This is a genomic window from Lichenicoccus sp. (assembly GCF_965277665.1).
In the GTDB taxonomy this organism is placed as follows: domain Bacteria; phylum Pseudomonadota; class Alphaproteobacteria; order Acetobacterales; family Acetobacteraceae; genus Lichenicoccus.
This window is the reverse complement of the sequence record NZ_OZ255835.1, coordinates 3579637-3605000: the sequence shown is the minus strand read 5'-3', so window position 1 is coordinate 3605000 and position 25364 is coordinate 3579637. Positions and strand designations below refer to the sequence as shown.

The following is a 25364-nucleotide window of genomic DNA, read 5'->3' as shown; positions in this document are numbered from 1 at the left end:
GCTCTGCAGCGCCGGGATCACGCCATACATCAGCTCCGAGGCCCGTCCGAGATCGCCGCGCCGCTGCGCGATCTCGACCTCGGAACGCGCCGCATCCAGCCGCTCCTTGAGCTTCTGGGTCGTGTTGACCCGCTCCTTCTCGCTGCGCCACGTCGCACTCATCGCGTCCGATCGCTCGTCGAGATCGGCAATCTCCTGTTCCAGCTTGCCCAGCCGGTCCCGCGAGGCAGCATCGTCCTCGCGCTTGAGCGCCTCGCGCTCGATCTTGAGCTGGATCAGCCGACGGTCGAGCTCGTCGAGCGCTTCCGGCTTGCTGTCGACCTGCATGCGCAGGCGGCTGCCGGCCTCGTCCATGAGGTCGATCGCCTTGTCGGGCAGGAACCGGTCGGTGATGTAGCGATTGGACAGGGTTGCAGCGGCTACCAGCGCGCCATCGGTGATGCGCACGCCATGGTGCAGCTCGTACTTCTCCTTGATGCCACGCAGGATCGAGATCGTATCCGCCACCGAAGGCTCGCCGACAAAGACCGGCTGGAAGCGCCGCGCCAGCGCCGCATCCTTCTCGATGTACTTCCGGTACTCGTCCAGCGTGGTGGCGCCAATGCAATGCAGGGTGCCGCGGGCCAGTTCGGGCTTGAGCAGGTTGGACGCATCCATGGCGCCGTCGGCGCGGCCGGCACCGACCAGCGTGTGCATTTCGTCGATGAACAGGACCACCTCGCCGGCGGCGGTCTCGATCTCCTTGAGCACGGCCTTCAGCCGCTCCTCGAACTCGCCGCGAAACTTGGCCCCGGCGACCAGCGCGCCGAGGTCGAGAGCAAGCAGCCGCTTGCCCTTCAGCGCCTCGGGCACGTCGCCATTGACGATGCGCAGCGCCAGCCCCTCCACGATGGCGGTCTTGCCGACACCGGGCTCGCCGATCAGCACCGGATTGTTCTTGGTGCGGCGTGCCAGCACCTGAATCGCGCGCCGGATTTCCTCATCCCGGCCGATGACCGGATCGAGCTTGCCGTTCCGCGCAATCTCGGTCACGTCCCGGGCGTATTTCTTGAGCGCATCGAAGCCGGCTTCGGCGTTCTCGCTCGTCACCTTGCGGCCCTTGCGTATCTCGTCGACGGCCCGCTCGAGCGCCTGGGCGGGAGCATTGGCCTGTCGCAAGGCATTGGCCGTCGGCCCATCGGAGGCCGCGAGGGCCACCAGCAGACGGTCCTGCGCCACGAAGCTGTCGCCGGCCTTGGTCGCCGCCGTCTGCGCATTATCCAGCACGCGCACCAGGTCCGGCGTCGCCTGCGGCTGGCCGGCACCGCCTCCCTGCACCTTGGGCTGACGCGCCAGCTCGATCTCGACAGCCGTCTTCGCCGCCTGCGGATCGCCTCCGGCCGCCTTGATCAGAGCTGCCGCGGCACCCTGCTCATCGTCGAGCAGCGCCTTGAGCAGGTGCTCGGGCGCCAGACGCTGATGGAAGTCGCGGATCGCGATGGTCTGCGCGGCCTGCAGGAAGCCACGTGACCGCTCGGTGAATTTCTCGATGTCCATGCTGTTGCCCCTCTTGATCAGGCTGCTGCCGATCGCCCCCGATAAGGCTGGCGGCCGGCCCGATGGTGCGGGGGCTGAGCGACGTCCCTGGCCAGGCAACGCGCTCTTGAGCCCAGGCGCGATAAAACTGGTGATGCCGCGCGACGCAGGCAAGGGTGCCGCGGCTGCGACAGCCGGCGGACACGATGGCTCTCAGGCGGGGGGCTCTCAGGCGGGGGGCTCTCAGGCGGGGGGCTCTCAGGCGGGGGGCTCTCAGGCGGGGGGCTCTCAGGCGGGGGGCTCTCAGGCGGGGGGCTCTCAGGCGGGGGGCCCTCAGGCGGGGCTCTCAGGCGCGGGGGGCCGACTCCCGGATGATCGAGCGGTTCGCCTGCCTCAGCTGTTCAGCCGCATCGTCATAGGCGAACGGCAGGCAGGCGTATCGCCGGCCTCGCTCGACCGGAGAGACCGCATGCATCAACGAACATGAGAAAATCAGGGCGCCCCCGGTCGCGGGGCGGTAGGTGCGCGGCCCGAACTCCGGGAAGCCGATCTCGCCGCCTTCGAAGTCGTCATTGAGGTTGATCGAGATGGCGAAGCGACGATGCGCCGTCGCCTGCACCGTGTTGTCGCGATGCGGCCCGAAGCATCCGCGATCCGCGGCGTCGTAGCAGGCGAGGATGAGACGATCGAGCCGGGACGCCTCGAACTGGAACGCCTTGCGTATCTCGGGCACCGCGCGTCGGATGATGCGCGCCTGCACCTGCTGTACCAGTACGCGGTCGTGCAACGTGCAGTCACGGCGGCGCTTGAACCCCGGATCCGAGACCGCCCTCGACCGCCCCAGGTCGGTCTCGGTGAAGACGCCGGACGCCACGCTCTCGCTCGCCTCGTAGCAGGCGATCAGCCGCTGGCAGAACTCGGCTTCGAACAGCCCGGGCAATGACAGCACCGGCGCTCCGCGATCATTCGGGACCGGCTGCGCCGTCTGGCGCCTGAACGCCTCGATCACCTGCGCCGCTCGGCCCGGTGCCTGCTCTGTCACCCCCAGCACGCGCAGCATGGGATCGAGCACCACCCAGCAGGGTCGCATGCCCGCCGCATCGTTGCCATCCAACCGGCGAGCCCCGTAGAGGCGCCCCGCAAGCCCGTCGCTGTCCCAGAAAAACCGCGTTCCGGGGAGATCCTGCGCCACCCGCCGATGGCTCTCATCCTCGGGGTCGGCGCTGACACCGAACAGGATCGCCGTGCGCCCATCGAACAGGTCCCGACTGGCTTTGAGAGCAGCGAGATCGGCCGCCGTCTGCGGCTCCAGGCTGGACCGGAAGAAGAACAGCAGGACATGGCGTCCGGCCGACATGTCGAACGTGTAGGTTCCGTGCACCGTCGTGCAACGCTGACGGAACCAGGGGCCTGGATCCCCCGGCAGGAGTGTTGCGTACTCGGTCATGGCGAGGTCGAGCGTGCAGGAAGTCGCGGCCGCTGTCGATTGGCCGCCGCCGAGTGCACGGGGCGGTCGAGTTCGGGCGGTTCGGTCACCCGCCGGCCAGCGCCGCCACGTCTGCTGCGTCGCCGGGAGGCCGCGCCGCCTCTTCCCGGTCGATGAGGCCGCGGGCCAGCCGCAATGCGGCATACAGGTCATCCGCCACCGCATGCTGTTCGATCCGGTCGAGGATCGCCACGTCCTCCTCGCACCCGCTGACCCGCCGCCGCGTCTCGATCAGAAGCCGCGCCTGCTCCAGCGCCGGTGCCCGGTCCGCCTCGCCGCCCACATAGGCCGATTGCAACGCACAATAGATGCGGCGGAGCGGGCTGATGGCCTCGAGGCTCGACATGATCTGCTTGCCGAACAGGAAACGGGCTCGTGTCAGCAACTCGAGGCGGCTGCGCGTCCGGAACCGGATGGCGGCTCCGTTGATCACCATCATCTCGCCCGGCTTAAGGTCCAGGACCAGGTTCGCCATGCCGCTCCGTACCCTTTCCTGGCGTCGCGCGCTGTCTTGCGCGAGGCCCGAAGGCATCATGGCAGCGAGGCTTTAACGCCGGGTGAAGGCGGCGGTGAGGGCGTCAGATATAGTCCACGAGTGACAGCGTCTTTTCGTCGGCAACCAAATTGTAGCTTGCCGTCAACTGGTTCTGCAGGGCGACCTGCTGGGTCCGGACGGTTGTCGGGTCGGCATCCATGACCGTGTTGAGCTGGGTGTTCAGGGCGTCGCTCATGTCCGACAGGCTGCTCGATTGTGCGGTCAGGGTTGCCTGCTGCGCACCGAGGCTGCCAGACTGGTTGGCGAGCGCGGTGTTGATGGCCGGCATCAGGTTCGACGTGTCTGCAAGCAAGGTGCTGAACTGGGCCGTGCTACTGTCGGCTCCCGCCAGGCCCTTCACCGTCGCAAGCACGCGGATGAGGTCCCGTATGGACGAACCCGTGCTCGTCGCGGCGGTATCGGCCGGCGCAATATCGGCGCCCTGTGTCGCAACCATCCCGGCTGGGACCGACAGACCCGACCCGACGCTGACCTCGGGAACCAGGGCTGCGGCGGCCGATGGCGACACCGACAACGGCGCGGAGAACGGGCTCGCCGCGTCGTTGCCGGCCGCTGCCGCCAGCGTCGCACTCTCGACAGCGCTCGCACCTGAGGTTCCGACCTGCGCCACCGCGCCGGCGATGCCGGTGACGAGGCTGCTCAGGTTGAGGTCGGTGCCGGTGACCGGCGCCTGGTCGGACGCGCTGCCCGCAAACACGTAGCCACCGTTGCTCTGGGTATTGAGCAGTGACGTCAATTCACTGAGGTCGGCGGTGGCTGTACTGGACAACGCCGCGACCGCCGCCGGCGAGGTGACGGATTGCAGCCCGGTAAGCGCGGACTGCAGGCTGGTGGCCATGCTGCTGATGCTCGACAGCGCGTTCTGTGCCACCGATAGGTTGGTCTGACTGGCGGAGATATTCGTCTGCCAGGCATCGATGGTATCGAGCTGCGGCTGCAGGCTGATTGCTGCCGAACTATCAGCGCCGAAGCCCGCATAGCTGTCCGCGGCAATCCCGCTGCTCAACTGCGCGGTGAGCGAAACGTTCTGCGCGCTGAGCTTGTCTATGGTGCGCATGAGGGTCGGCATCATGCCGAAACCATTGCCGATCGCGCCTGACATCGTCCGCTCTCCTTACTATGCCGCCGGAGCGACGGCGGCCAGCAGCGCCGAGAACATGGACTGCACGCTGGTCACGACCTTTGCGTTCGCCTCGTAGGCGTTCTGCAGGGCCACGATCTTGGACATCTCGTCATCGATCGAAACACCCGAACTCGATGTCAGCGCAGCCTGCAGCGTCGTCTGCATGTCGGTCCCGGTGCTCTGCTGCGTGGTCGCGAGCCCGATGGTTTCCGCCTGGCTGCTGGTCAGCGTCGTGGCCAGCGATCCGAGGTCGCCGCTTCCGGCATATGGCGCGGATAGGGCGCCAGTGAGTCCCAGCCCTGCCGTGCTGGATGCAGCCTGGCTTGTTCCGGTAATGGTCTGCGTCCCGAACGTGCTGCTCAGGATGCCGTCGATCAGGGTGGTGAAGCCGGCCGGTCCACCCGCCGAGTTCGCGAGGAATGTCGCGGCTCCGGTGACCGCGCTGTCCTGACCGTCCCGGACCAGGGTGGGCGACGCCGTCACCAGCGGGTTGACCTGTATTTCGGCCGAAAAGCCGAGCTCGCCATTGGCCGGCAAGGGGATGGTTTGCGGCACGGTGACCAAGGTACTGTCCCAGGGCGTGCCGGCGGGCGCCTGCGTCGGGTCAGTCGCCGCGTTCGGGTCCGGCGACCAGCCGCCGGCATTCGTGAAGAGGTTCAATCCCGCCCCGCTGAACCGGGTCGCAAGCGTTGTCGAGAACGCATCCAGCTCTGCCTGCATGGTGGGAAGCGTGGTGTCGCGCAGCACGATGTTGGCCCCGATTGTCCCACCGGTCAGGGAGGCGGTGACATCCAGGCCGTTCAGGGTGATCGGGGGAATGGTCGTCGTGGCACCCGGCGCGGCGGACGCGACATAGCCGCTCGCTGCCGTGACCGGAGCGGCGCCGGCGGAGAGCAGCGGGCCGCCGGTCGGCCGGGTCGGCAGCGCGAGCCCACTGGTCGTACTCACCAGCATGTCACCGGTCGAGGTCGGTGTGAAAACCACCCCGAGCGAACTCGACAAGGTCGTCATCGCATCCAGGCGCTGGTTCTGCAGGTCGGCGGTATCGCCGCCCGTTGCCTGCAGTTCCATGATCTGCCCGGACAAGGTGCCAATGGTGGTGAGGTTGCTGTTGATCGTATCCAGGGTGACCGGTATCGCCGCCTGTGCTTCCTGTCGCTGGCTCTGGTAGGTGCCCGAAAGGCTGTTTATGCTCTGGGCCAGGGCCGAGGCGCTGTCGACCACGGTCTGCTGCTGCACGGCGCTGGAGGGGTCACTGTCCAGCGTGGTGAACGCATCCTGCAGGTTGCCGACCAGGCTGGTCAGCGTGTTGCTGTCGGTCGCGTCGGTCGTCGAGCCCTGCGCGGCGCTTACCGCAGAGAGGGCATTCACCGTCACACCCAGGCCGGCCACCGAGGCATTCTCGACATAGAGGCTGTTCTGCAGGGCATTGTTTAACGCAAGCGTGGTGGGCTGGACGACGACGCCGCTGGCGGCGCCGTCCGCATCCCGCGACCCAACGTTGGCGATCTCCGTCACATAGCCGGGCGTGCTTGCGTTGGATACGTTCTGCGACGACACGGCCAGCTGGTACTGGACCGCATTCAGGCCGCTCGACGCGATCGACAGGGAAGTGTTGAGGCTCATGCGTCCGTCGTCTCATCCGCCGTGACCGGTGTGCGTCCCGTACGACCCTGCACCGGCACCAGTTAAGGATCCGTAAAGCCTACTGCTTCATGCCAAGCGCGGTCTGCAGCATGTCGTTTGCGGTTGTGACGACCTTTGCGCTGGCTCCGTAGGCCTGCTGCGCCACGATCAGCTGGGTGAGGTCGGTATCGAGGTTGGTCGTCGATGCTTCAACGGAACCGGTCTGGAAGCTGCCCGCGCCATTCTGCCCGGCGAATTGCAGGCTGGCGGCGCCGGATTGCGTGGTCGCGGTGTAGGCCTGGCCGTCCTGAGCCTGGAGACCGTTCGCGTTGGCAAACGTGGCCACAGGCACTTTGGCGAACACCTGCGACTCGCCGTTGTCGAAGGTTGCCACCACCGAGCCGTCCGTCTCCATCGCAAAGGAGCTGAACTTCCCGGCCGCCGTTCCATCCTGGGTCGGATTGCCGGCGTTGAAGGCGGTGGAGGTGGCGGTCGCCATGTTGGTGCCGACACCGGTATTCAACGTGCCGATATTGAGCGTGATCGGGGTCGTGTCGGCTCCGACCGGCCCGATATTGTAGCTCGACGGATCTGCGGTGGCGCCCGGGTTGGTCGCGTCGGGAGAGAAGGACTGGATTGTCCCATCGGCGTTGAACACGACCTGCGCCGTCGGCAATGCCGTGGCCGTTCCACTGACGCTCAGTGTGTAGGTACCACCGGTCGCCGGCGTGACGGTGCTGTTGGCTGCCGCGGTCTGCTGCCATTGCATCGTCAGCGGCTTGGCGATGCCGTTGCTGTCGTACGCAGTGACTGCCGAGTTGACCACGGCCGAGGGCAGCGTTGCGGTCGCGCCGGCGACCGGAAGGGTTGCCGCCACGGTGACCTCCGTCGTCGCCGTCGGCGTATAGGTGAGGTTGTTGATATTGATCGGCCCCAGCGTGCTCGAGGTGGTACTCGACCCGCCGGCTGACGTCACTGCGTAGCCGTCCAGATATTCCCCGGCGCTGTTCACCAGGTAGCCATCGTTGTTGCTCTGGAAATCGCCGGTACGCGTATAGTATTGCGTCGCACTCAAGGCCGGTTGCGTGGTGGTGGACGCGCCACTGATCTCGTTCACCGCGAAGAACCCTGAGCCGTTGATCGCCAGCGCTCCGTTGGCGCTGCTGGCCGTGATCGTGCCTTGCGCCTGGTTCGCATACTGGGTCGTGGCGACCACCGAACTGGACTGGCCGGCGATCGCACTGGACGCCTCGACATAATCGGCGAAGCTCGTACTGGTGGCCTTGTAGCCGACCGTCTGGCTGTTCGAGATGTTATTGCTTATGTTGCTGAAGGCGAGCGATTGGGCGGTGAGGCCGCTGACCGCGGTGTCCATTGCGCTGAAGATCGACATGGCGTGTGTTCCTGCTCCTGGCGGATCGATGCACACCTGCTCCTGGCGGATCGATGCACACTCGACAGCATGAACCGTGCCACTCCGCAGAGGGCGGATCAGGGCCGTCTGTCCTTGCAATTCACCCACGCATAAGTGCCGCCCTGCAACTTCTGCCGGGTTGAAGCTGCCGGGCAGCGGCAAATCCTGCCAGTTGCATGGCCGCTGACCCGGGTTCCCGGCCGACGGAAGTTGGCCCCAGGCTTGTTGGCCCCAGGCTTGCAAGTTGTGGTTCCGAAATGAACAGCATCCCATCCGTTCTCCTTGTTCCGGTTGCAACATCAACTGGCCCGCGTGACCCGGTGGCGGCCGATGCCGCCGGTTCGGGCGCCGCGTTCGCGACCGCGCTGCAGGCCAGTGCCGTCGCTTCACCCGATATTAACCAATCCTCCCTAGCGTCGGCGGGCAGACCGGCAACAGGAGCAAGCGCATGTCCGCTTCCGACCAGCGCCGCAACCCGCGCGAAATCCGGCATGGCGCCAAAGCCGCCGAGCCCATCTAGAATGTCGGCGAGCCCCTTGCCCGGCGATGCGGGCGGCACCTCGGCGCGCCCTGCGGATCCGTCGCCGCCGCCGGCCGCCGGCACATCGGCCCCGCGCGCCGATACGCAGGCGGCCGACGGTCCTGACCCGACGCAGGCGGCCGATGCTTCGGCGCCGCCTGACCGGCCCCAGGGCGTTGCTCCGCCGGATCGCCGCGTTGCCGAAGCCTCGCCGCAGGGCGCCCGGTCCGCGCACACGGGACAGGCCCATGCTCGCGTCGGCGATCGCGTCACGACGGCGGCCGACGCGGCATCCGTGGCACTGCCGGGTCAGGCGACGGCCGCTCCCATCGCCGCGGCAATCCCGATGCCCCAGACGCCTGCCCAGCCCGTCGCACCGGCGGACGGCACAGCCGATGGCGATGGCGCGACGGAGGCTCCGGCCGTCGGCACCGGCGCAGGTGGACCGGGGCTGCATGCCCCGTCCCGGGCGGCGGTGCCCGCGCAGGGGTCGCGGGGTCCGGACGCCAAGGCATCGGGTCTGCCTGCGGACGCACAGCCACCGACCGATCCGCTCGAGGCTCTCCAGCCGATCATGTCGGCACCGGGCAGTCCGGACGCGACCGCAGCCGCAGCCGCAGCGGTGCCAGCCGGTCTCGCCCAGTTGCCGCTTGCGGCCATGCAAGCCGGCATGGCGATGCATAGCGGGGGAGCCGCAGCCGCATCGGCAACATCGACCGCGCCGCCGGAAGTCCAACAGACCGCGCCGGCCATCGTCTCGCTTGCAAGCACCAAGGACGGCGCCAGCAGCCTGACGGTCTCGCTCAATCCGCGCGAGCTTGGCGCGGTCCAGGTCCAACTGGTCCGCGCACAAGACGGCAGCACCAGCCTGACCGTCACCGCCGATCGCGCCCAGACGCTGGAGCAGCTGACGCGGAACGCGCATCACCTGCACGAGGCCCTGGACGCCGCGAACATCCCGACCGATCACCGCACGCTGGCCTTCGCCTTGTCGCCCTCGGCCGACGACGGGTCCGGGACCGCCGGTCGAGGCAATCCGCAGGGTAGCGGCGGTGGGCAGAACAGCCCACAGCGGCAACCGGCCTGGGAAAGCCGGGATGGCGCCAGCCGGAATTCCGCAGCCGGCAGCGCCACCGCAGGGAGCGCCTCGCCGGCCACCATCGCCAGGCGCTGGATCGCCAGCGGCCTGAACATCACAGCCTGACGGGCAAGCCCCCGTAGCAACAGCGAAGGACACCACCGTGAGCGGCAGTATCTCGAACCAGACCAGCCTGCTTTCCGCTGCGGCGCAGGCAGCCAAGACCAACGCGATCGCGGCGAACTCGAGCGCCAGCGCTGCCAGCGCCGCTTCATCATCGACGGCGCTGTCGTCGATCGCCGATAACTTCAACTCCTTCCTGACCATGTTGACCACGCAGCTGCGGAACCAGGATCCGAGCGCGCCGACCGACGCCGACCAGTTCACCAGCGAGATCGCAACGTTCGCCGGTGTCCAGCAGCAGGTGAACACCAATACCAACCTCAACCAGCTCATCTCGATCACCCAGAGCGGGCAGGTGGTCAGCGGCAACAGCCTGGTCGGTCAGCAGGCAAGTGCCACCTCGGCGCAGATGCCTTTGCAGTCCGGAACCGGCAACATCAGCTTCACCACGACCGGCGCCGAACCAGTCGCGATCGCGGTGACCGACAGCTCGGGCAATGTGGTCCGCTCCGTGCAGGAGACATCCTCCGCCGGCAGCAACAGCTGGACCTGGGACGGCAAGGACAATGCCGGCAACACGATGCCGGATGGCGCCTACGGTGTTGCCGTGGAAACCCAGGACGCGAACGGCAATCCGCTCGCCATCCCGTTCACCGTCAAGGGAACCATCACCGCGGTCTCCAAGGCCGCCAGCGGCGACGTGATGCTCAACATGGGCGCAGAGAGCGTCGACATGAACGCGGTCACCGGCATCGGCTCTTCCGCTTGACGTCGCTCCAGGGAAGCGATCGTCGCACCCGGCACAATCTGCCTAGCGCTTAACCTTTCGGTAAGCCGACACCGTCATCATCGCGTTCGTGGCGTGAGAGCCTGTTTGAAAACGCCTGATGCTGGATGAGAGCGGGCCGCAGGCCCGCGGCCGGCTTGGCTTTCCGAGCACCGGAGCGGAGCGGCCTTGATGGCCGTGAGCACCGAAGCGAGGAAAGCCGCGTCGGATCGCCAGCAGCAGGTGTTTCCAAACAGGCTCTCAGCCCTCCCACGGAAACGAGTGCATGATCCAGTTCTCCCGCGCCGCATCGTTCGTGTCGGAGCCAGCGTGAAGGCGCTGCTCGCCGGACTGGCCGCACTCGGCCCCGCGCGGCTGGCAGCGATGGGTGCCGTCGCGCTGGCGATGATGGCCATGCTGGCCATGCTGGCGCTGCACGGTGGCGGCACGCCGCACATGGCGCTGCTGTATGGCGACCTCGATATACGCGAAGCGGGCCAGATCGCCGAAACGCTGGACAAGGCGCACATCCCGCACGAACTCGGCGGCCAGGACGACCGGATCATGGTGCCCGGCGACCAGGTGGCCGCGGCCCGGCTGCTGCTGGCACGCAACGGCCTGCCGTCGGGCGGCTCCGTCGGCTACGAGATCTTCGACCGCGGCGACAGCCTGACCGCGACCCAGTTCGAGCAGACCATCAACCAGACCCGCGCGCTCGAAGGCGAACTGGCCCGCTCGATCCGCCTGATCAACGGAATCCGGGGTGCGAGGGTGCATCTGGTGCTGCCCCATCGCGAGCCGTTCGCGAGCGAGGAGCAGCCGGCGCAGGCCAGCGTGCTGCTGTCGATGACCGGATCGAGCCGGCTCGATCCGGAAGCGGTGCAGGCGGTCGTCAACCTGGTCTCCGCGGCGGTGCCCGGCCTGAAGGCGGCCAACATCGCCATCATCGACAGCCGCGGCAACGTGCTGGCGCGCGCCGGCCAGCCGACCGGTGCGCAAGGCATGGCTCGCAACGTCGACGAGTTGCGCCAGGCCACCGAGATCCGCCTGGCGCATGCCGTGGAAGAAATGCTGGAGCCCTCGCTCGGCGCCGAGCATGTGCGTGCCGAGGCGTCGGTGACGATGAATGTCGATCAGGTGCACGAGACCCAGGAGAGCTACAATCCGGATCAGCAGGTCCTGCGGTCCCAGCAGACGAGTTCCGACAAGAGCCACAACACCGAGGCCGATGCGAGCACCTCGGTGCAGAACAACCTGCCCAACGCCAGTGCGGGCCAGCCGCAGAGCGGCAGCGCCGAGGACAAGCAGGACGAGACCAACAACTATGAGATCGGCAAGACGGTCCGTATCCTGGTGCAGGACCAGCCACGCATCGCGCGGGTCAGCCTCGCGGTGATGGTCGACGGCACCAACGTGCGCGGCAGCGACGGCAAGCTCGCCTGGCAGCCACGCACCCAGGCGCAGCTCGACCAGATCTCGACCCTGGTCAAGAGCGCGATCGGCTTCGATGCGAAACGCGGCGACAGCGTGAGCATCGTCAGCATGCCGTTCACCGCCCCGGATGCCGGCAGCCTGCTCGTCGCCGACGTGCCCGGCTTCTTGGGTGTGCATCTGGGCCGGGACGACATCGTGCGTCTGGGCCAGAACGGGCTGCTGGGGCTGTTCGTCCTGCTCGCCCTCCTGTTCGTCGTGCGGCCGATGGTTCTGCGCCTGACCGGCCCGACGGTCGGACTGGCCGGTGGCGGCGCCCAGGGCAACGCGATGCTGACAGATGTCGCGTTCGCCAGCGGCGCGGGCCAGGCTGCCATCGGTGGCCCGCGGGCAGGCGGCGGCCAGGCACTCCTCGCGCCACCCCAGGTCGATCCGGAGGAGGAGGCCCTGATCAGCATCGCCAACATCAGTGGCCGCCTGAGGGCCTCGTCGATCAGGCAGATCGTCGACCTGGTCGGCAAGCATCCGGAGGAGAGCCTCACCATCCTGCGCAGCTGGCTCGGCCATGAGCGGGAAGCGGGCTGATGGCAGCGGAGAAGAATGCCGGCTCGATGAACGGCGCCGAAAGGGCAGCCATCTTCATGCTGGCCCTGGGCGACGAGCAGTGCTCCAAGCTGTTCGAGATGATGCACGAGGACGAGATCAAGGAGATCTCGTTCGCGATGACGCAGCTCGGCAGCGTCTCGGCGGAAACCGTCGAGAGGCTGTGCTCCGACTTCTCGTCGAGCCTCGGCAGCAGCGGCATGCTGGTCGGAAGCTACGACAGCACCGAGAGACTGCTGCAGAAATCGCTGTCGCGCGAGCGCGCCGCGCAGATCATGGAGGAGATCCGCGGGCCGGCCGGGCGGACCATGTGGGACAAGCTCGGCAACGTCAACGAGGCGGTGCTCGCGAACTACCTCAAGAACGAGTATCCGCAGACCGTGGCGGTGGTGCTGAGCAAGGTGCGTTCCGACCACGCCGCGCGCGTGCTGGGGCTGCTTCCGGACGGGTTCGCGATGGAGGTCATCATGCGCATGCTGCGCATGGAGAGCGTGCAGCGCGACGTGCTGGACAGCGTGGAAAAGACGCTGCGATCCGAGTTCATGTCCAATCTCGCGCGCAGCACGCGGCGCGACAGCCACGAGCTGGTTGCGGACATCTTCAACAACCTCGACCGCCAGGTCGAGGGACGCTTCATGTCGGCGCTGGAGGAGCGCAGCCGTGACACGGCGGAGCGCGTGAAATCGCTGATGTTCACCTTCGACGACCTCGGCCGCCTGCCGCCCGAAGCGATCGGCAAGCTCATGCGGGTCGTGGAGAAGAGCAAGCTGCCGACCGCCTTGAAAGGCGCTTCCGAGCAGATACGCAACCTCTTCCTGTCCACCCAGTCCGAGCGCGCGGGCAAGCTGCTGCGCGACGAGATCGCTGCCCTCGGCCCGATCCGTCTGCGTGACGTCGATGAGGCGCAAGGCGCGATCGTGGCACTCGCCAAGGAGCTGGCGCAGAGCGGCGAGATCGAGATCTCCGACAGCAAAGACGAGCAGATGGTGCTCTGAGATGTGGCAGAACCGCAAACAAGCCGGCTCGGTCTCGGGCGTTCTCTACGCCGAGGACTTCGATGCCCCCGTCATCCCGATCGCACAGGGTGCTGCGCGCCGTCCGGAGACGGTGGAGCCGGAGCTGATCGTGCCGAGCTACAGCCTCGCCGAATTGCAGGCCGCGACGACGCACGCGCACGAGCAGGGTCGCCTGATCGAGCGTCGCGAGGCCGCCGCGACGGCGTCCGCACAGCGTGACCTGGCCCTGTCGGCGCTGATGCTGCAGCTGACCGAAACCCAGCTTCAGGCGACGCGCGCCGTCGACCAGGCTCTGCATAGGCTGGCGGGGACGATTTTGTCCCTGCTGGCGGCCGCGGTGCCGGAGCTGTGCCGCCGGCATTCTGCGGGCGAGCTGCACGCGCTGATGCGCCGCGTGCTGCCGCCGATGCGCCAGATCCCGGCGCTGAGCATCCGGCTCCACCCCACCATGCGGGCGGCGCTGCAGGAGCAGGTCGGGCCCTTGCTGCTCGACTCCGGAACCGAGGTGACCTGGATCGAAGCCTCCACGCTGGCGGCGGGCGACATCGCAATCACCTGGCAGAACGGGACCGCCCTGCGTGACACGGCATCCATCGGTGTTGCGATCCGCGATGCCGTCCTGTCGATGCTCGACCCTGAAACAACAAAGCTGGCGGAGCCTTGCGATGACCAATGAAATCGACCTTACCGAGCTGTCCGACAGCGTTGGCGTCCCGGAGTCCGCTCCGGCACGCAGCGCCTACGATCTCGGAGCGGTCTATGACATCCCGGTCACGGTCAGTGCCGTGCTCGGCAAGTCCACCATGCAGGTAAGCCAGCTTCTCAAGCTGGGCCGCGGCGCCGTTGTCGAGCTGGACCGCAAGATCGGCGAGGCGATCGATATCTACGTCAACAACCGCCTCGTGGCGCGCGGCGAGGTCGTGATGGTGGCCGACAACCGGCTTGGCGTGACGATGACCGAGATCGTCAAGGCCGACCGGGGCTTCTGACAGTGCGCGTCCTGATCATCGGTTCGCTGGCCGGCGAGCTCGGCCGCGCGGCCACGATCGCCGCCGCGCGCGGCGCCCGGCTCGATCAGGCGGACGATATCGCGGCGGCCCTGGTCGATCTGCGTCGCAATGCCGGGGTGCAGCTCGTGCTGTGCGAGGTCGGCCAGGACATCGGCAGCCTCGTGCGGGCGCTTGCGCATGAACGGATCTCGGTCCCGGTCATCGCCTGCGGACTGGAGAGCGGGTCCGAGCAGGCGCTGCGCGCCGTGCGCGAAGGTGCCAAGGACTTCCTGCCGCTGCCGCCGGATCCCGAGTTGATCGCGGCGATGCTGGAGGCCGCGTCCGGGGAAAGCCACGCCATGATCGCGCGCGATCCGGTCATGCTGGCGTCCATCCGGCGTGCGGAACAGGTCGCGCGTGCCCAGGCTTCGGTGCTGATCAGCGGCGAGTCCGGCACCGGCAAGGAGGTGATCGCGCGGCATATCCACCGCCGCTCGCCGCGTTCGGCCGGCCCGTTCATTGCGGTCAACTGCGCGGCCATTCCGGACCACCTGCTGGAGAGCGAGTTGTTCGGCCACGAGAAGGGCGCCTTCAGCGGCGCGGTTGCGCGCCGGATCGGCAAGTTCGAGGCGGCACAAGGCGGCACGCTGCTGCTCGACGAGATCAGCGAGATGGAGATCAGGCTGCAGGCCAAGCTGTTGCGCGCGATCCAGGAACGCGAGATCGACCGGCTCGGCGGCTCGGTGCCGGTGAAACTGGACGTACGCATCCTGGCGACCACGAACCGTGATCTTGCGGCCGAGGCAGCGGCCGGGCGATTCCGCAGCGATCTTTATTTCAGGCTCAACGTGATCGGACTCACCCTGCCGCCGCTGCGTGCGCGCCCGGACGACATCATCCCGCTGGCGGAGCATTACGCGCGGCGCTACGCCGACCAGAATGGTCTGCCGTCCCAGCACCTGGCCGAGGACGCACGCGCCCGGCTGTTGCGCCATGGCTGGCCGGGGAATGTCCGCGAGCTCGAGAACCTCATGCACCGCGCGGTGCTGCTGGCCGAGGGGTCGCGCATCGATGCCGCCGTGCTCGACATGCCGCCCGAGACGGCTGCCGATGCCGCGCCGGGTGGGGCGGCACTCGACCTGGCTGTGGCGATCGGGAACGGCGATGCCGTCTGCAGCCTGGTCGGACGGCGCATGGAGGATGTCGAGCAGGCCCTCATCATCGAGACCTTGAACCACACGCTGGGCAACCGGACCCATGCCGCCACCATGCTCGGCATCTCCATACGCGCCCTGCGCAACAAGCTGCGCGACTATGTCGGCCAGGGTCTGCCGGTGCCGCCGCCGCAAGCCGGCCCCTGGGCCGCCTGAGTCGTGGGTGAGACCCTGCTCGCAGCGCCCGTCGGATCCGGCGGCAAGTCCGGCGGCCTCACCGGATTGCTCGACCGCGTCGGCCTGGGTCCGCAGGTCCGCCGCTTTGCGCCGGGCAGCGATGTCGGGCTGGCGCTCGGCGTGGTGGCACTCCTGTCCGTGCTGGTATTGCCACTGCCGACCATCATCCTCGATCTCGGGCTGGCGCTGTCGGTCACCGTGTCGGTTCTGGTGCTGATGGTCGCGCTGTTCCTCAAGCGGCCGCTGGATTTCACCTCGTTCCCGACCTTGCTGCTGCTGACCACCCTGCTCCGCCTCTCGCTGGACGTCGCGACCACCCGCCTGATCCTCAGCCACGGGCACGAGGGCCCGCTTGCCGCCGGGCATGTCGTAGCGGCCTTCGGCGGCTTCCTGATGGGCGGCGACGTCGTCATCGGGTTGATCCTGTTCTCCATCCTGCTGGTGGTGAACTTCATGGTCATCACCAAGGGCTCGGGACGCATCGCCGAGGTCGCGGCCCGCTTCAGCCTCGACGCCATGCCCGGCAAGCAGATGGCCATCGACAGCGAGCTGTCCGCGGGCGCGATCACCGAGAAGGTCGCGCGCGTCCGCCGGCGTGAGCTCGAGGAAGAGAGCGGCTTCTATGGCGCCATGGACGGTGCTGCGAAGTTCGTTCGCGGCGATGCCATCGCCAGCCTGATGATCACGGTCATCAATATCATCGGCGGCCTCGCGATCGGCCTGATCCGGCATGGCATGGCGTTCTCCGACGCCGCCGCGACCTTCACCACGCTCACCGTCGGCGACGGGCTGGTGTCGCAGATCCCGGCGCTGCTGGTCTCGACCGCGTCCGGTATCGTCGTCACCAAGGGCGGCACCGAGGGTGCGGCCGATGTCGCGCTGATGCGGCAGCTCGGCGGCAACCCGAAGCCGATGGCGCTCGCGTCCGGCGCCGCCTTGGTGCTGGCCCTGATGCCCGGCCTGCCCGCGCTGCCGTTTCTCGCCCTCGGCGCGCTGGCGGGCGGCGCTGCCTGGATACGCCACAAGAACCCGCTGACGGTGCCGACCGAGGAAGCGGCGGCATCGATCGTCTCGCATTCGCCGGCCGAGCCGCCGATCACCGATGCCATGCGCATCGACATGATCCGCCTCGAGCTGGGCTACGGTCTGCTGCCGCTGGCCGGTGGCGAGACGCCCCGCCTGACCGAGCAGATCAAGGCGCTGCGGCGGACCATCGCCCAGGAGATGGGCTTCATCCTGCCGCCGGTCCGCATCCAGGACAACGTGCAGCTGGGCGCGGAGAGCTACTCGATCCGCATCAAGGAGATCGAAGCCGGCCGCGGCGAGCTGCGGCCGACCCGGCTGCTGGTGATGCACCCGAAGGGAGGTGTCCCGGACCTGCCCGGCGAGCGCACGACCGAGCCCGCCTTCGGGCTGCCGGCGCTGTGGATCGAGACCTCGACCCGCGAGGAGGCGATCTTCCGCGGCTGCACGGTGGTCGATCCGGCGAGCGTGCTCAGCACCCACCTGACCGAGGTCGTGCGCGAGACGATGGCGGAGCTGCTGTCATACGCGGAGACGCAGAAGCTGCTCGACGAGCTGCCGCGCGAGCAGCAGAAACTGGTCGCCGACCTGATCCCGTCGCAGATCTCGACCGGCGCGATCCAGCGCGTCCTGCAGGCGCTGCTGGCGGAGAAGGTGTCGATCCGCGACCTGCCGACCATTCTCGAAGGCGTGCAGGAGGCCTGTGGCGCCGGCCTTCGCGCGGTGCCGCTGATCACCGGTCACGTGCGGATGCGGCTGGGGCGGCAGATCAGCGAGGCGCATGTCGGACCGTCCGGCTACATCCCGCTGGTGACACTCGGTCCGGAATGGGAGGGTGCCTTCCTCGACAGCCTGGTCGGGCCCCCCGAGGATCGCCAGCTGGCGATGGCGCCGAGCCGGCTCAACGATTTCATCGTGCGGCTGCGGGCGGCCCTGGACGGCGCGGTGGCAACCGGCGAACAGCCGGTGATCCTGGTCAATTCGACGCTGCGGGCGCCGATGCGCGCCATCATCGAGCGCCTGCGACCGGCGACGGCGGTGCTGTCGCAGGCCGAGATCTCGGCGCGCGCGCGGATCCGCACCGTGAGCACGATCTGATGACTGTTGCAGCCCGCGGCCGGCTCGCCCGGTCTAGCCAGGTCCCCCTGCCTGGCCAAGCCCCCCTGCCTCGCCAAGCCCCCCTGCCTAGCCAAGGCGGGGCCTGAGGCCATGCGGGTCAGGATCTTCCGCGGCGCGACGCTGGCTGCGGCGATGTCGCAGATACGCGCCGAACTCGGACCGGATGCGTTGATCCTGTCGGACCGCAGCCGCGACGGACAGGTGGAGGTGACGGCGGCCCTCGAAACCGACGAGGCACCGAGGCTGCGCGCCCGCGCGCTGCCACCGCCCGGCCTGCATGACCTCGAGCCGTTCAGCCCCGGCATCATCCGTGCGCGCCAGCCGACCAACGGATTGCCGACCGTCCCGCCGCCCGGACCCGTCGCGCGGCGGGCCAGCACGCCGGCCGCGGCTCTCGCCGCGGCACTGGCGTGGCATGGCGTGCCGGCCAGTCTCGCCGCTATCCTCTGCGAGGGACAGCTCGATACGCAGTGCGCGCGCGTGTTCCGTTTCACGCAACTGCCCCTGGGCGCGCATGACGCACCGCTGCTGCTGGCCGGACCGGCCGGCGGCGGCAAGACCTTGACCACGGCACGCCTTGCGACCCGTCTCGTGCTGGCTGGGCAGCGACCGCTGGTCATCACGGCGGACGGCGAGCGCGCCGGTGCCGTCGAGCAGCTTGCCGCCTTCACGCGCCTGCTCGGCCTGACGCTGGTTGCCGCCGGTGCGCCGAAGATCCTCGCGCGCGCGCTCGAGCGCCGGGACCCGGGCCAGCCGGTGCTGATCGATGCGCCGGGGCTCGATCCGGGCGATCCGCAGCAGGCTGCCGATCTGCGATCATTGCTGGAGGCGTCCGGTGCGACCCTGGCGCTGGTGCTGCCCTGCGGGCTCGATCCGGGCGAGGCGCAGGACATTGCGGCCGTGCATGCCGCCTTCGATGCGAGAGCCTTGATCGCCACACGAACCGACGTGTCGCGTCGTCTCGGCGGCATCCTGTCCGCCTGCGCCGTCACCGGCATTCCTCTCGCCGAAGCCGGGATCAGCAGTTCCGCCGCCGACGGGCTGGCGCGTGTGACGCCCGCCTTCCTGGCGGAACGGCTGCGGCGCGGCGGACCGGCGACGCCCTCCGCCATGCCGCGCGCCGTACCCCCGGGCGCCGAGCCCGAGGCGACCCGTGTCCTGGTGCATGCTGCCCTGCCGCTTCACATCGCGGCCCAGCGCCGCAACACGCCGCGCAGTTGAGGACGACGAGCTCATGATCCGAGACGCAGCGGCCACGCTCGAGCCCGACGCCGCGATCGCGGCCGGGCGGGTCATCGCGGTCGCATCCGGCAAAGGTGGCGTCGGCAAGACCTGGCTCTCGATCACGCTGGCCCAGTGCCTGGCCATGCGCGGCCACCGGGTGCTGCTGTTCGACGGCGATTTCGGCCTGGCGAACGTCGATATTCAGCTGGGCTTCGTTCCCGAATACGATCTTTCCGATGTTGCCGCCGGGCGCGTCATCCTGGCCAGGGCGGTTTTCGAGTTCGCGGCCGCAGGCGACGCGGCGGCGACCGGGCGCTTCGGCATCCTGCCAGGCCGCTCCGGCACCCCGGTGCTGTCGGGATTGTCGGTGCCGGATCTCGACACCATGCTGGCAGCCCTGCGCGGCCTCGCCGCCTACGACACCATCGTGCTCGATCTCGGGGCCGGGATCGACCGCACCACACGCCGGCTGGCGGCCTGGGCCGATACGCTGCTGGTTGTGACAACGGACGAGCCAACGGCCCTGACCGACGCCTATGCCGTCCTGAAGCTGCATGCCAGGGACCGACAGACCATGCATGGCGACAGCACCGTGGAGATGGATGCTCGGATCGTGGTCAATCAGGCGGCCACCGTGATCGGCGGCGAGAAGACCTATGCAACCCTGGCACGGGCCTGCGCCAACTTCCTTGGCCGCACGCCGCCGCTGGCCGGGATCATCCGCCGCGACCCGACGGTGCGCGACGCAATCCGTCGGCAGACGCCCTTGCTGACGCGCTACCCCAATACGGCCGCCGCGACCGACATGGGTCGTCTCGCCTCCGCCCTGCGTCACCAGCGTGGCTAAGATGCCTTCGCATGCCGATGCTGCGGCGCATGCAACCTTCCCCGCCTCCCGAACGCTCCGGTATTGTCATGAATAATTCGTCCCTCAGCCCCTGTGCGTCCCGGAGAGCGTCCTCGTTGTTCGAGGGCTGGTTGCAGTCCGACCTGCAGCGACTGTATGACAGGACGCTGTGCGAGCCGGTCCCGGATGAACTGCTGCGCTTGATCGCGCAGGCGCAGGAGCCTGATCCGGCCCGGTCCTGACGGGACGCGAGGTCGCTCCGGGCAAAGCCTGGAACCTGCCTCGGCAAGCCTCTGACCGGAGAGCCGTCGCTTGCGAATCAGCGTCATCCAGATGTCGCCCACCAGCGACAAGGACCAGAACATCGCCGAGGCCAGCCGTCTGATCAGGGCAGCCGCAGAGGCAGACAGACCCGATCTTGTCGTCCTGCCGGAGATGTGGAGCTGCCTCGGGGGCACCCAGGCGATCAAGTTCCAGGCGGCAGAGGACCTCCCCGATCCGCGTACCGGGAGCCCCGGTGGGCCAGCCTATCGCGCCATGCAGGCGCTGGCTCGCGAGACCGGGAGCACCTTGCACGCCGGATCGATCGGCGAGCGATCCGGCGAGCGCATCAGCAACACCAGCCTCGTCTTCGGGCCGGACGGCCGCGAACTGGCCCGTTATCGCAAGATCCACCTGTTCGACGTCGTGACCCCGAGCGGCGAGGGCTATCGCGAGAGCGACACGTACCGGCCGGGTGACGCGGTCATAACGGTTCAGGTCGGCTCGGTGCGGGCGGGCCTCGCCATCTGCTACGATTTGCGCTTCGGCGAGCTTTTCCTGCGGTTACGCCGGGAGGGCGCCGAGCTCATCATCCTGCCCGCCGCGTTCACCGCCGAGACCGGAGCCGCGCACTGGAAGACCCTGCTGCGCGCCAGGGCGATCGAGACACAATGCTGGCTTGCGGCGTCTGCGACCTGCGGCCGGCATCTCGACGCGACCGGCGCGCCAAGGATGACATACGGGCATTCAATGCTGATCGACCCGTGGGGAACCGTCGTGGCCCAGGCCGCGGACGGCCCGGGATGGGCGACCGGCACGCTCGTTGCGGCCCGGACCGCAAGCGTGCGCGCCGGCATCCCGGTCCTGGACCATCGGCGGCTCGCCTGATGGAGGCAGCACCCCCCGGTGACGATGCGCTCGATGACGCGCTGCTGGCCGAGTTCGACGAGCGCGCGGCCATTCGCGAGAACACCGGCGCCGACCCACAGGGCAACGCCGTCTGGCCTGCGGGAACGGTCCTGCAACGGATAGCCTTCGTGGCGGCCGACAACGAGATGGCAACGGACACCCTGCAGCGCTTCGCGCAGCGCTACGGCAACGTCCCGGTCGCGGAGGCGGAGGTCGTCGTCTGCCTGGGCGGCGACGGGTTCATGCTCGAGACGCTGCACACCGTCCTGCTCGCTGGAACACCTGTTTACGGGATCAATTGCGGCTCTGTCGGGTTCCTGATGAACCCGCTGGTCGAGGACGACCTGCCCGGCCGGCTGGTGCGGTCACAGGGGGCGGTGCTGCATCCGCTGCGCATGCACGCCGTCACCCAGTCCGGCCTGGTCGAGGAGGCGCTGGCCCTGAACGACGTGTTCCTGTTCCGGCAGACCAGGCAGGCGGCCAAGGTCCGGATCCAGGTCGATGGCCGGGTGCGCCTGCCGGAGCTGGTCTGCGACGGCATCCTGGTGTCGACCCCGGCCGGATCGACCGCCTACAACCTCTCGGCGCACGGGCCGATCGTGCCGTTGTCCGCCAATCTGCTGCCGCTGACACCGATCAGCGCCTTCCGGCCACGACGCTGGCGTGGTGCGCTGCTGCCGAGCTCCGCGGATGTCGAGTTCCATATCCTGGAGAACGACAAACGCCCGGTTGCAGCCGTCGCGGACTTCACCGAAGTCCGCGACGTGGCGTCGGTCGCCGTCAGCGAGGATCGCAGCCTCAAGACGACCGTGCTATTCGATCCGGACCAGAGCCTGTCCGAGCGGATCATCGTCGAGCAGTTCACGGTCTGAAGGCAGTCACGCGGCCGAAAGCACCTGCATCGCGGGCGGTGCCGCCAGAACCGGCCGGCCAGTGACCTGCGGCGTGGCGTCCGCCCGCATCTCCTCGTCACGCAGCATGTAGCCGCGTCCCCAGACCGTGCTGATCAGGTTGGCCGCACCGCCGGCGAGCTGGAGTTTCTTGCGGAGCTTGCAGACGAAGACGTCGATGATCTTCATTTCCGGCTCGTCGAGGCCGCCATAGAGGTGGTTGAGGAAGGCATCCTTGGTGAGCACCATGCCCTTACGCAGTACCAGCAGTTCGAGGATGGCGTATTCCTTGCCGGTGAGGTGGACCTGGGTGCCGTTCACCGAGACGTCGCGGCTGTCGAGGTTGAGCTGCAGGCTGCCCACGCGCAGGGTGGGCTCGCTGTAGCCCTTGCTGCGACGCAGGATCGCCTGCATGCGAGCGACGAGTTCGGACTGGTCGAACGGCTTGGTGATGAAGTCGTCGGCGCCGACCGCGAACGCCCGCACCTTGGCCTGCGGGCGGCACAGCGCCGAGAGCACGATCACCGGCGTGGCGAGGCGGGCGGCGCGCATGCGGCGGACCACCTCGTAGCCGTCGGCATCCTGCAGCATCAGGTCGAGCAGGATCAGGTCGTAGTCATAGCGCCGGACCATGTCGAGCGCCTCATGGCCCAGGTCCGTATGATCGACCGTGAAGCCCGCGCTCTTGAGCACCGAGGAGATCCCACGCGCAGCCGTCACGTCGTCCTCAACCAGAAGCACACGCATTGTCACCACCATCGGTTTTCGTTGACCATTAATTACCACCTTAGGTTGCATTATGTCGATAGAGAAACGTGAAACCGCGTCTAAAATCTTTCGATAATCAAAAATTAACCAAGTAGGCGGTATTCAAAAGGAGACGACTGCCGAGCCCGGGAGAAGTGCCGTGTCTGCGCCGAATGACCTGGAAGCCCGCCTCGAAGGCGTCCGCGCCTCTCTTGCGGAGGTGCCGGCCTGCCAGGTTTCCGGCCAGGTCTCAGGAATCAGCGGACTTGCGGTTGAACTGTCGGGCCTGGACCGGCATGTCGCCGTCGGCGACCGCATCCTGCTGCGGGGGCGCGCTTGTGAGGCGGTTCCAGCTGAAATCATCGGGTTCAAGAGCGGCCTCGCCCGTGCGATGGCCTACGCTTCGCTGGACGGTATCGGCCCGGGCAGCAGTGCCACCTACGGCATCGGCGCAGCGTCCTTGCCGGGCCGCCTCGCGCCCACCGACGCCTGGCTTGGCCGCGTGATGGACCCGCTGGGGCGGCCGATGGACGGCAAGGGACGCCTTCCGGTCGGGCCCGTCTCGCGCCCGGTGCGGGCTGGCCCTCCCGAAGCCACCCAGCGTGCCCGTCTCGGACCACGGATCGACCTCGGCGTGCGGGTGATGAACCTGTTCACCACCTGCCGCACCGGGCAGCGGCTCGGGTTGTTCGCGGGGTCGGGCGTCGGCAAGTCGACATTGCTGTCGATGCTGGCGCGCCAGACCAAATGCGATGTCACCATCATCTCGCTGGTCGGCGAACGTGGCCGCGAAGTACGCGAGTTCATCGAGGACGATCTCGGTCCGGACGGCCTGGCGCGGTCGGTCGTGGTCATCGCGACCTCGGACACGCCGCCGCTGATGCGCCGCGAGGCCGCCTACTCGGCCATGACCATCGCCGAGCATTTCCGCGACCAGGGCAAGTCGGTGCTGCTGCTGATGGACAGCGTGACCCGGTTCTGCCTGGCGCTGCGCGAGATCGGCCTGTCCGCCGGCGAACCGCCCGCGACACGTGGCTACCCGCCCAGCGTATTTGCCGAGTTGCCGCGACTGCTCGAGCGCGCCGGTCCCGGACCGATCCTGCCGGATGGCACTGCGGGCCATATCACCGCCTTGTTCACGGTCCTGGTGGAAGGCGACGACCACAACGAACCGGTTGCGGACGCGGTGCGTGGCATCCTCGACGGACATGTCGTGCTCGACCGCAAGATCGGCGAAACCGGCCGCTATCCTGCAGTCGACGTGCTGCGTTCGCTGTCACGCGCGGTGCCCGGCTGCAACGATGCCCGCGAGAACCAGCTGACCCGCAAGGCGAGGCAGGTGCTCGCTCTGTATGCCGACATGGCCGACATGGTGCGCCTCGGCGCCTATCGCTCCGGCAGCGATCCCGCGGTCGACGAAGCCGTGCTGCTCGCGCCACGGTTCGAGAGCCTGTTGCGGCAGGATCGCAACGATGCCACCGGCCTCGATGAATGCTTCCACCGCCTCGAGCAGTCGCTCGCCGTAGGGCAAGCCGCATGAGCCGCGATCCGCTTACCACCCTCCTGCGCATCCGGGCGACGGCGCTCGACGAGGCGAAGCAGCATGTGGCCCACGCGCTGGCGCGTGAACACGCAGCCGGGCTCCGGCTCGCCGACGAGGAAGCCGCGCTGGCGCGTGAGACCGCCGCGGCGCTCAGTCCAGCCGAGGATGACGCGCGGGTCGATGCGTTCGCACGCTGGCTGCCGGTCGGACGCAGGGCCATCGCGGCCGCACTCGCCACCCAGCAGGCGGCGAACGCCACGGTCGACCACGCACGCGCCGTGCTCACCTTGTCCCGGGCGGCGCACCGCTCGGTCGAGACCTTGATAGAGAAACGCAGCGTTGCCTTGGACCTGGAGGCCGGCCTCAGGCTGCAACGGGAGTTCGACGATCTCGCCCTGCAGCCCAGGTCATCTTAAGGGCTTGCGGACCTTCCGGCGACGGAGCAGGCCGCGCACCGCACCGATCGCGCCACGGCCGGCATAGCGCCCGGCGGGACCCATGATGGTCCCGGTGACCGCCGTCAGGGCAACCGCGTTGCGCAGATCGTGCAGCGAGCGGTCCCTGGTGATCCTGGCCTCCACCTCGACCGGGTCGGGCAGCTTGCCTCGGCCCAGCAGCACGAACACCAAGGCGAACACGACGTCGGCGCCAAGCATGATCACCGATGCCCATACCTTGCCGGTATGCCAGGGTCCCTCGCAGAGGGTCCAGAGCACCACATGGACCGAGATCAGCGCAAAGAAGCCGAATGCCGCCGCAACGACGAGAAAGGCGGCACGCCGCGCAAAGCGCAACGCGGTCCTCTGCAGGAGCAGCCCTTCCGAGGCCGCGGCGGTCTTGGCGAGCTCGACAACCTTCATGCCCGGTGCCGGTTCAGCGCGCGATGCGGCCGAGGAAGTAGCCGACCACGGCCGAGATTGCGATCGCGATCAGGGGCTGGCCACGAACCTGCTCGGAGACGTTCCTCACCTGGGTGTTGGTCAGGTCGCGCGCGCTGGTCACCGCGGACTCAGCCTTGCCGGCGGCATCGGCCAGGGCCGGCGTCACCCGCTCGTTCAGCAGCTGCTCGACCTGGGCACGTAGGGACTGCAGCTGTTCCTGGGTATCCTGCGCAGCGTCTTTGACCTTGTCGGAAACAGCCATGGTGAGCCCCCTGATGAATGC

Annotated in this window: 24 protein-coding genes (1 of these 24 running past the window's edge); 15 read left to right on the top strand and 9 right to left on the bottom strand. The window is 68.2% G+C overall.

Annotation, left to right across the window (positions count from 1 at the left end; all coding sequences use genetic code 11):
• From clpB to flgE, 6 genes are all read right to left on the bottom strand, one after another.
• Positions 1-1536, bottom strand: the 5' portion of a protein-coding gene (clpB, locus tag ACQY4O_RS16835; RefSeq protein WP_428377491.1) for an ATP-dependent chaperone ClpB. 1059 nt of this gene lie to the left of the window's left edge; the window shows 1536 of its 2595 coding nt (coding positions 1-1536); it begins with the start codon at positions 1534-1536; its stop codon lies off the left edge, out of view.
• Positions 1537-1861: 325 nt separating this feature from the next.
• Positions 1862-2962, bottom strand: coding sequence for a redoxin domain-containing protein (locus tag ACQY4O_RS16830; RefSeq protein ID WP_428377490.1), 1101 nt, complete (start codon positions 2960-2962; stop codon positions 1862-1864).
• 85 nt (positions 2963-3047) lie between these two features.
• Positions 3048-3476: a flagellar biosynthesis repressor FlbT gene (locus ACQY4O_RS16825; RefSeq protein ID WP_428377489.1), complete on the bottom strand. Its 429-nt coding sequence runs from the start codon at positions 3474-3476 to the stop codon at positions 3048-3050.
• 103 nt (positions 3477-3579) lie between these two features.
• Positions 3580-4659 carry a flagellin gene (locus ACQY4O_RS16820; protein WP_428377488.1) on the bottom strand — a complete coding sequence of 360 codons (1080 nt, stop codon included), beginning with the start codon at positions 4657-4659 and terminating at the stop codon, positions 3580-3582.
• A gap of 15 nt (positions 4660-4674) precedes the next feature.
• Positions 4675-6306: a flagellar hook-associated protein FlgK gene (locus ACQY4O_RS16815; RefSeq protein WP_428377487.1), complete on the bottom strand. Its 1632-nt coding sequence runs from the start codon at positions 6304-6306 to the stop codon at positions 4675-4677.
• Positions 6307-6385: 79 nt separating this feature from the next.
• Positions 6386-7699 carry a flagellar hook protein FlgE gene (flgE, locus tag ACQY4O_RS16810; protein ID WP_428377486.1) on the bottom strand — a complete coding sequence of 438 codons (1314 nt, stop codon included), beginning with the start codon at positions 7697-7699 and terminating at the stop codon, positions 6386-6388.
• A 557-nt stretch (positions 7700-8256) separates the two neighbouring features.
• Between flgE and ACQY4O_RS16805 the strand changes: the two genes are divergently transcribed.
• The 13 genes from ACQY4O_RS16805 to ACQY4O_RS16745 all read left to right on the top strand — a co-directional run bounded on the left by ACQY4O_RS16805 (position 8257) and on the right by ACQY4O_RS16745 (position 21892).
• Positions 8257-9444, top strand: a complete 1188-nt coding sequence (locus ACQY4O_RS16805; RefSeq protein ID WP_428377485.1) for a flagellar hook-length control protein FliK — start codon at positions 8257-8259, stop codon at positions 9442-9444.
• Positions 9445-9481: 37 nt separating this feature from the next.
• The gene (locus ACQY4O_RS16800) at positions 9482-10210 is read left to right on the top strand and encodes a flagellar hook assembly protein FlgD (protein WP_428377484.1); all 729 of its coding nucleotides are present in this window, start codon (positions 9482-9484) and stop codon (positions 10208-10210) included.
• 327 nt (positions 10211-10537) lie between these two features.
• A complete protein-coding gene (gene fliF / locus ACQY4O_RS16795; RefSeq protein ID WP_428377483.1) occupies positions 10538-12223 on the top strand; it encodes a flagellar basal-body MS-ring/collar protein FliF in 1686 nt (561 codons plus the stop codon).
• Positions 12220-13236 carry a flagellar motor switch protein FliG gene (locus ACQY4O_RS16790; RefSeq protein ID WP_428378231.1) on the top strand — a complete coding sequence of 339 codons (1017 nt, stop codon included), beginning with the start codon at positions 12220-12222 and terminating at the stop codon, positions 13234-13236. The genes fliF and ACQY4O_RS16790 overlap by 4 nt, the downstream gene beginning before the upstream one ends.
• Position 13237: 1 nt before the next feature.
• Positions 13238-13933 carry a hypothetical protein gene (locus ACQY4O_RS16785; protein WP_428377482.1) on the top strand — a complete coding sequence of 232 codons (696 nt, stop codon included), beginning with the start codon at positions 13238-13240 and terminating at the stop codon, positions 13931-13933.
• A complete protein-coding gene (gene fliN / locus ACQY4O_RS16780; RefSeq protein WP_428377481.1) occupies positions 13923-14246 on the top strand; it encodes a flagellar motor switch protein FliN in 324 nt (107 codons plus the stop codon). Before ACQY4O_RS16785 ends, fliN begins: the two co-directional genes overlap by 11 nt.
• A gap of 2 nt (positions 14247-14248) precedes the next feature.
• Complete coding sequence (locus tag ACQY4O_RS16775; RefSeq protein ID WP_428377480.1) at positions 14249-15616, top strand: sigma 54-interacting transcriptional regulator; 1368 nt, start codon at positions 14249-14251, stop codon at positions 15614-15616.
• A 66-nt stretch (positions 15617-15682) separates the two neighbouring features.
• Positions 15683-17758 carry a flagellar biosynthesis protein FlhA gene (gene flhA, locus ACQY4O_RS16770; RefSeq protein ID WP_428378230.1) on the top strand — a complete coding sequence of 692 codons (2076 nt, stop codon included), beginning with the start codon at positions 15683-15685 and terminating at the stop codon, positions 17756-17758.
• Between the two features lie 111 nt (positions 17759-17869).
• Positions 17870-19000 carry a hypothetical protein gene (locus ACQY4O_RS16765; RefSeq protein WP_428377479.1) on the top strand — a complete coding sequence of 377 codons (1131 nt, stop codon included), beginning with the start codon at positions 17870-17872 and terminating at the stop codon, positions 18998-19000.
• A gap of 13 nt (positions 19001-19013) precedes the next feature.
• Positions 19014-19850, top strand: coding sequence for a MinD/ParA family protein (locus ACQY4O_RS16760; protein WP_428377478.1), 837 nt, complete (start codon positions 19014-19016; stop codon positions 19848-19850).
• 11 nt (positions 19851-19861) lie between these two features.
• Positions 19862-20092 carry a NepR family anti-sigma factor gene (locus ACQY4O_RS16755; RefSeq protein WP_428377477.1) on the top strand — a complete coding sequence of 77 codons (231 nt, stop codon included), beginning with the start codon at positions 19862-19864 and terminating at the stop codon, positions 20090-20092.
• A gap of 70 nt (positions 20093-20162) precedes the next feature.
• Positions 20163-20999: a carbon-nitrogen hydrolase family protein gene (locus ACQY4O_RS16750; RefSeq protein ID WP_428377476.1), complete on the top strand. Its 837-nt coding sequence runs from the start codon at positions 20163-20165 to the stop codon at positions 20997-20999.
• Complete coding sequence (locus ACQY4O_RS16745; RefSeq protein WP_428377475.1) at positions 20999-21892, top strand: NAD kinase; 894 nt, start codon at positions 20999-21001, stop codon at positions 21890-21892. The genes ACQY4O_RS16750 and ACQY4O_RS16745 overlap by 1 nt, the downstream gene beginning before the upstream one ends.
• Positions 21893-21898: 6 nt before the next feature.
• On the opposite strand, the gene ctrA is transcribed toward ACQY4O_RS16745, so the two are convergent.
• Positions 21899-22657, bottom strand: coding sequence for a response regulator transcription factor CtrA (ctrA, locus tag ACQY4O_RS16740; RefSeq protein ID WP_428377474.1), 759 nt, complete (start codon positions 22655-22657; stop codon positions 21899-21901).
• Positions 22658-22817: 160 nt separating this feature from the next.
• Between ctrA and fliI the strand changes: the two genes are divergently transcribed.
• Both fliI and ACQY4O_RS16730 read left to right on the top strand, forming a co-directional pair.
• Positions 22818-24197 carry a flagellar protein export ATPase FliI gene (fliI, locus tag ACQY4O_RS16735; RefSeq protein ID WP_428377473.1) on the top strand — a complete coding sequence of 460 codons (1380 nt, stop codon included), beginning with the start codon at positions 22818-22820 and terminating at the stop codon, positions 24195-24197.
• On the top strand, positions 24194-24616 hold the full coding sequence (locus ACQY4O_RS16730) for a hypothetical protein (RefSeq protein ID WP_428377472.1): 423 nt from the start codon (positions 24194-24196) through the stop codon (positions 24614-24616). The genes fliI and ACQY4O_RS16730 overlap by 4 nt, the downstream gene beginning before the upstream one ends.
• Here ACQY4O_RS16730 and ACQY4O_RS16725 read toward each other — a convergent pair.
• Entirely contained in the window at positions 24608-25060 is a 453-nt protein-coding gene (locus ACQY4O_RS16725) for a hypothetical protein (protein WP_428377471.1), read from the bottom strand. The genes ACQY4O_RS16730 and ACQY4O_RS16725 overlap by 9 nt on opposite strands.
• A 13-nt stretch (positions 25061-25073) precedes the next feature.
• A complete protein-coding gene (locus ACQY4O_RS16720) occupies positions 25074-25343 on the bottom strand; it encodes a hypothetical protein (protein ID WP_428377470.1) in 270 nt (89 codons plus the stop codon).
• Positions 25344-25364: the final 21 nt, after the last annotated feature.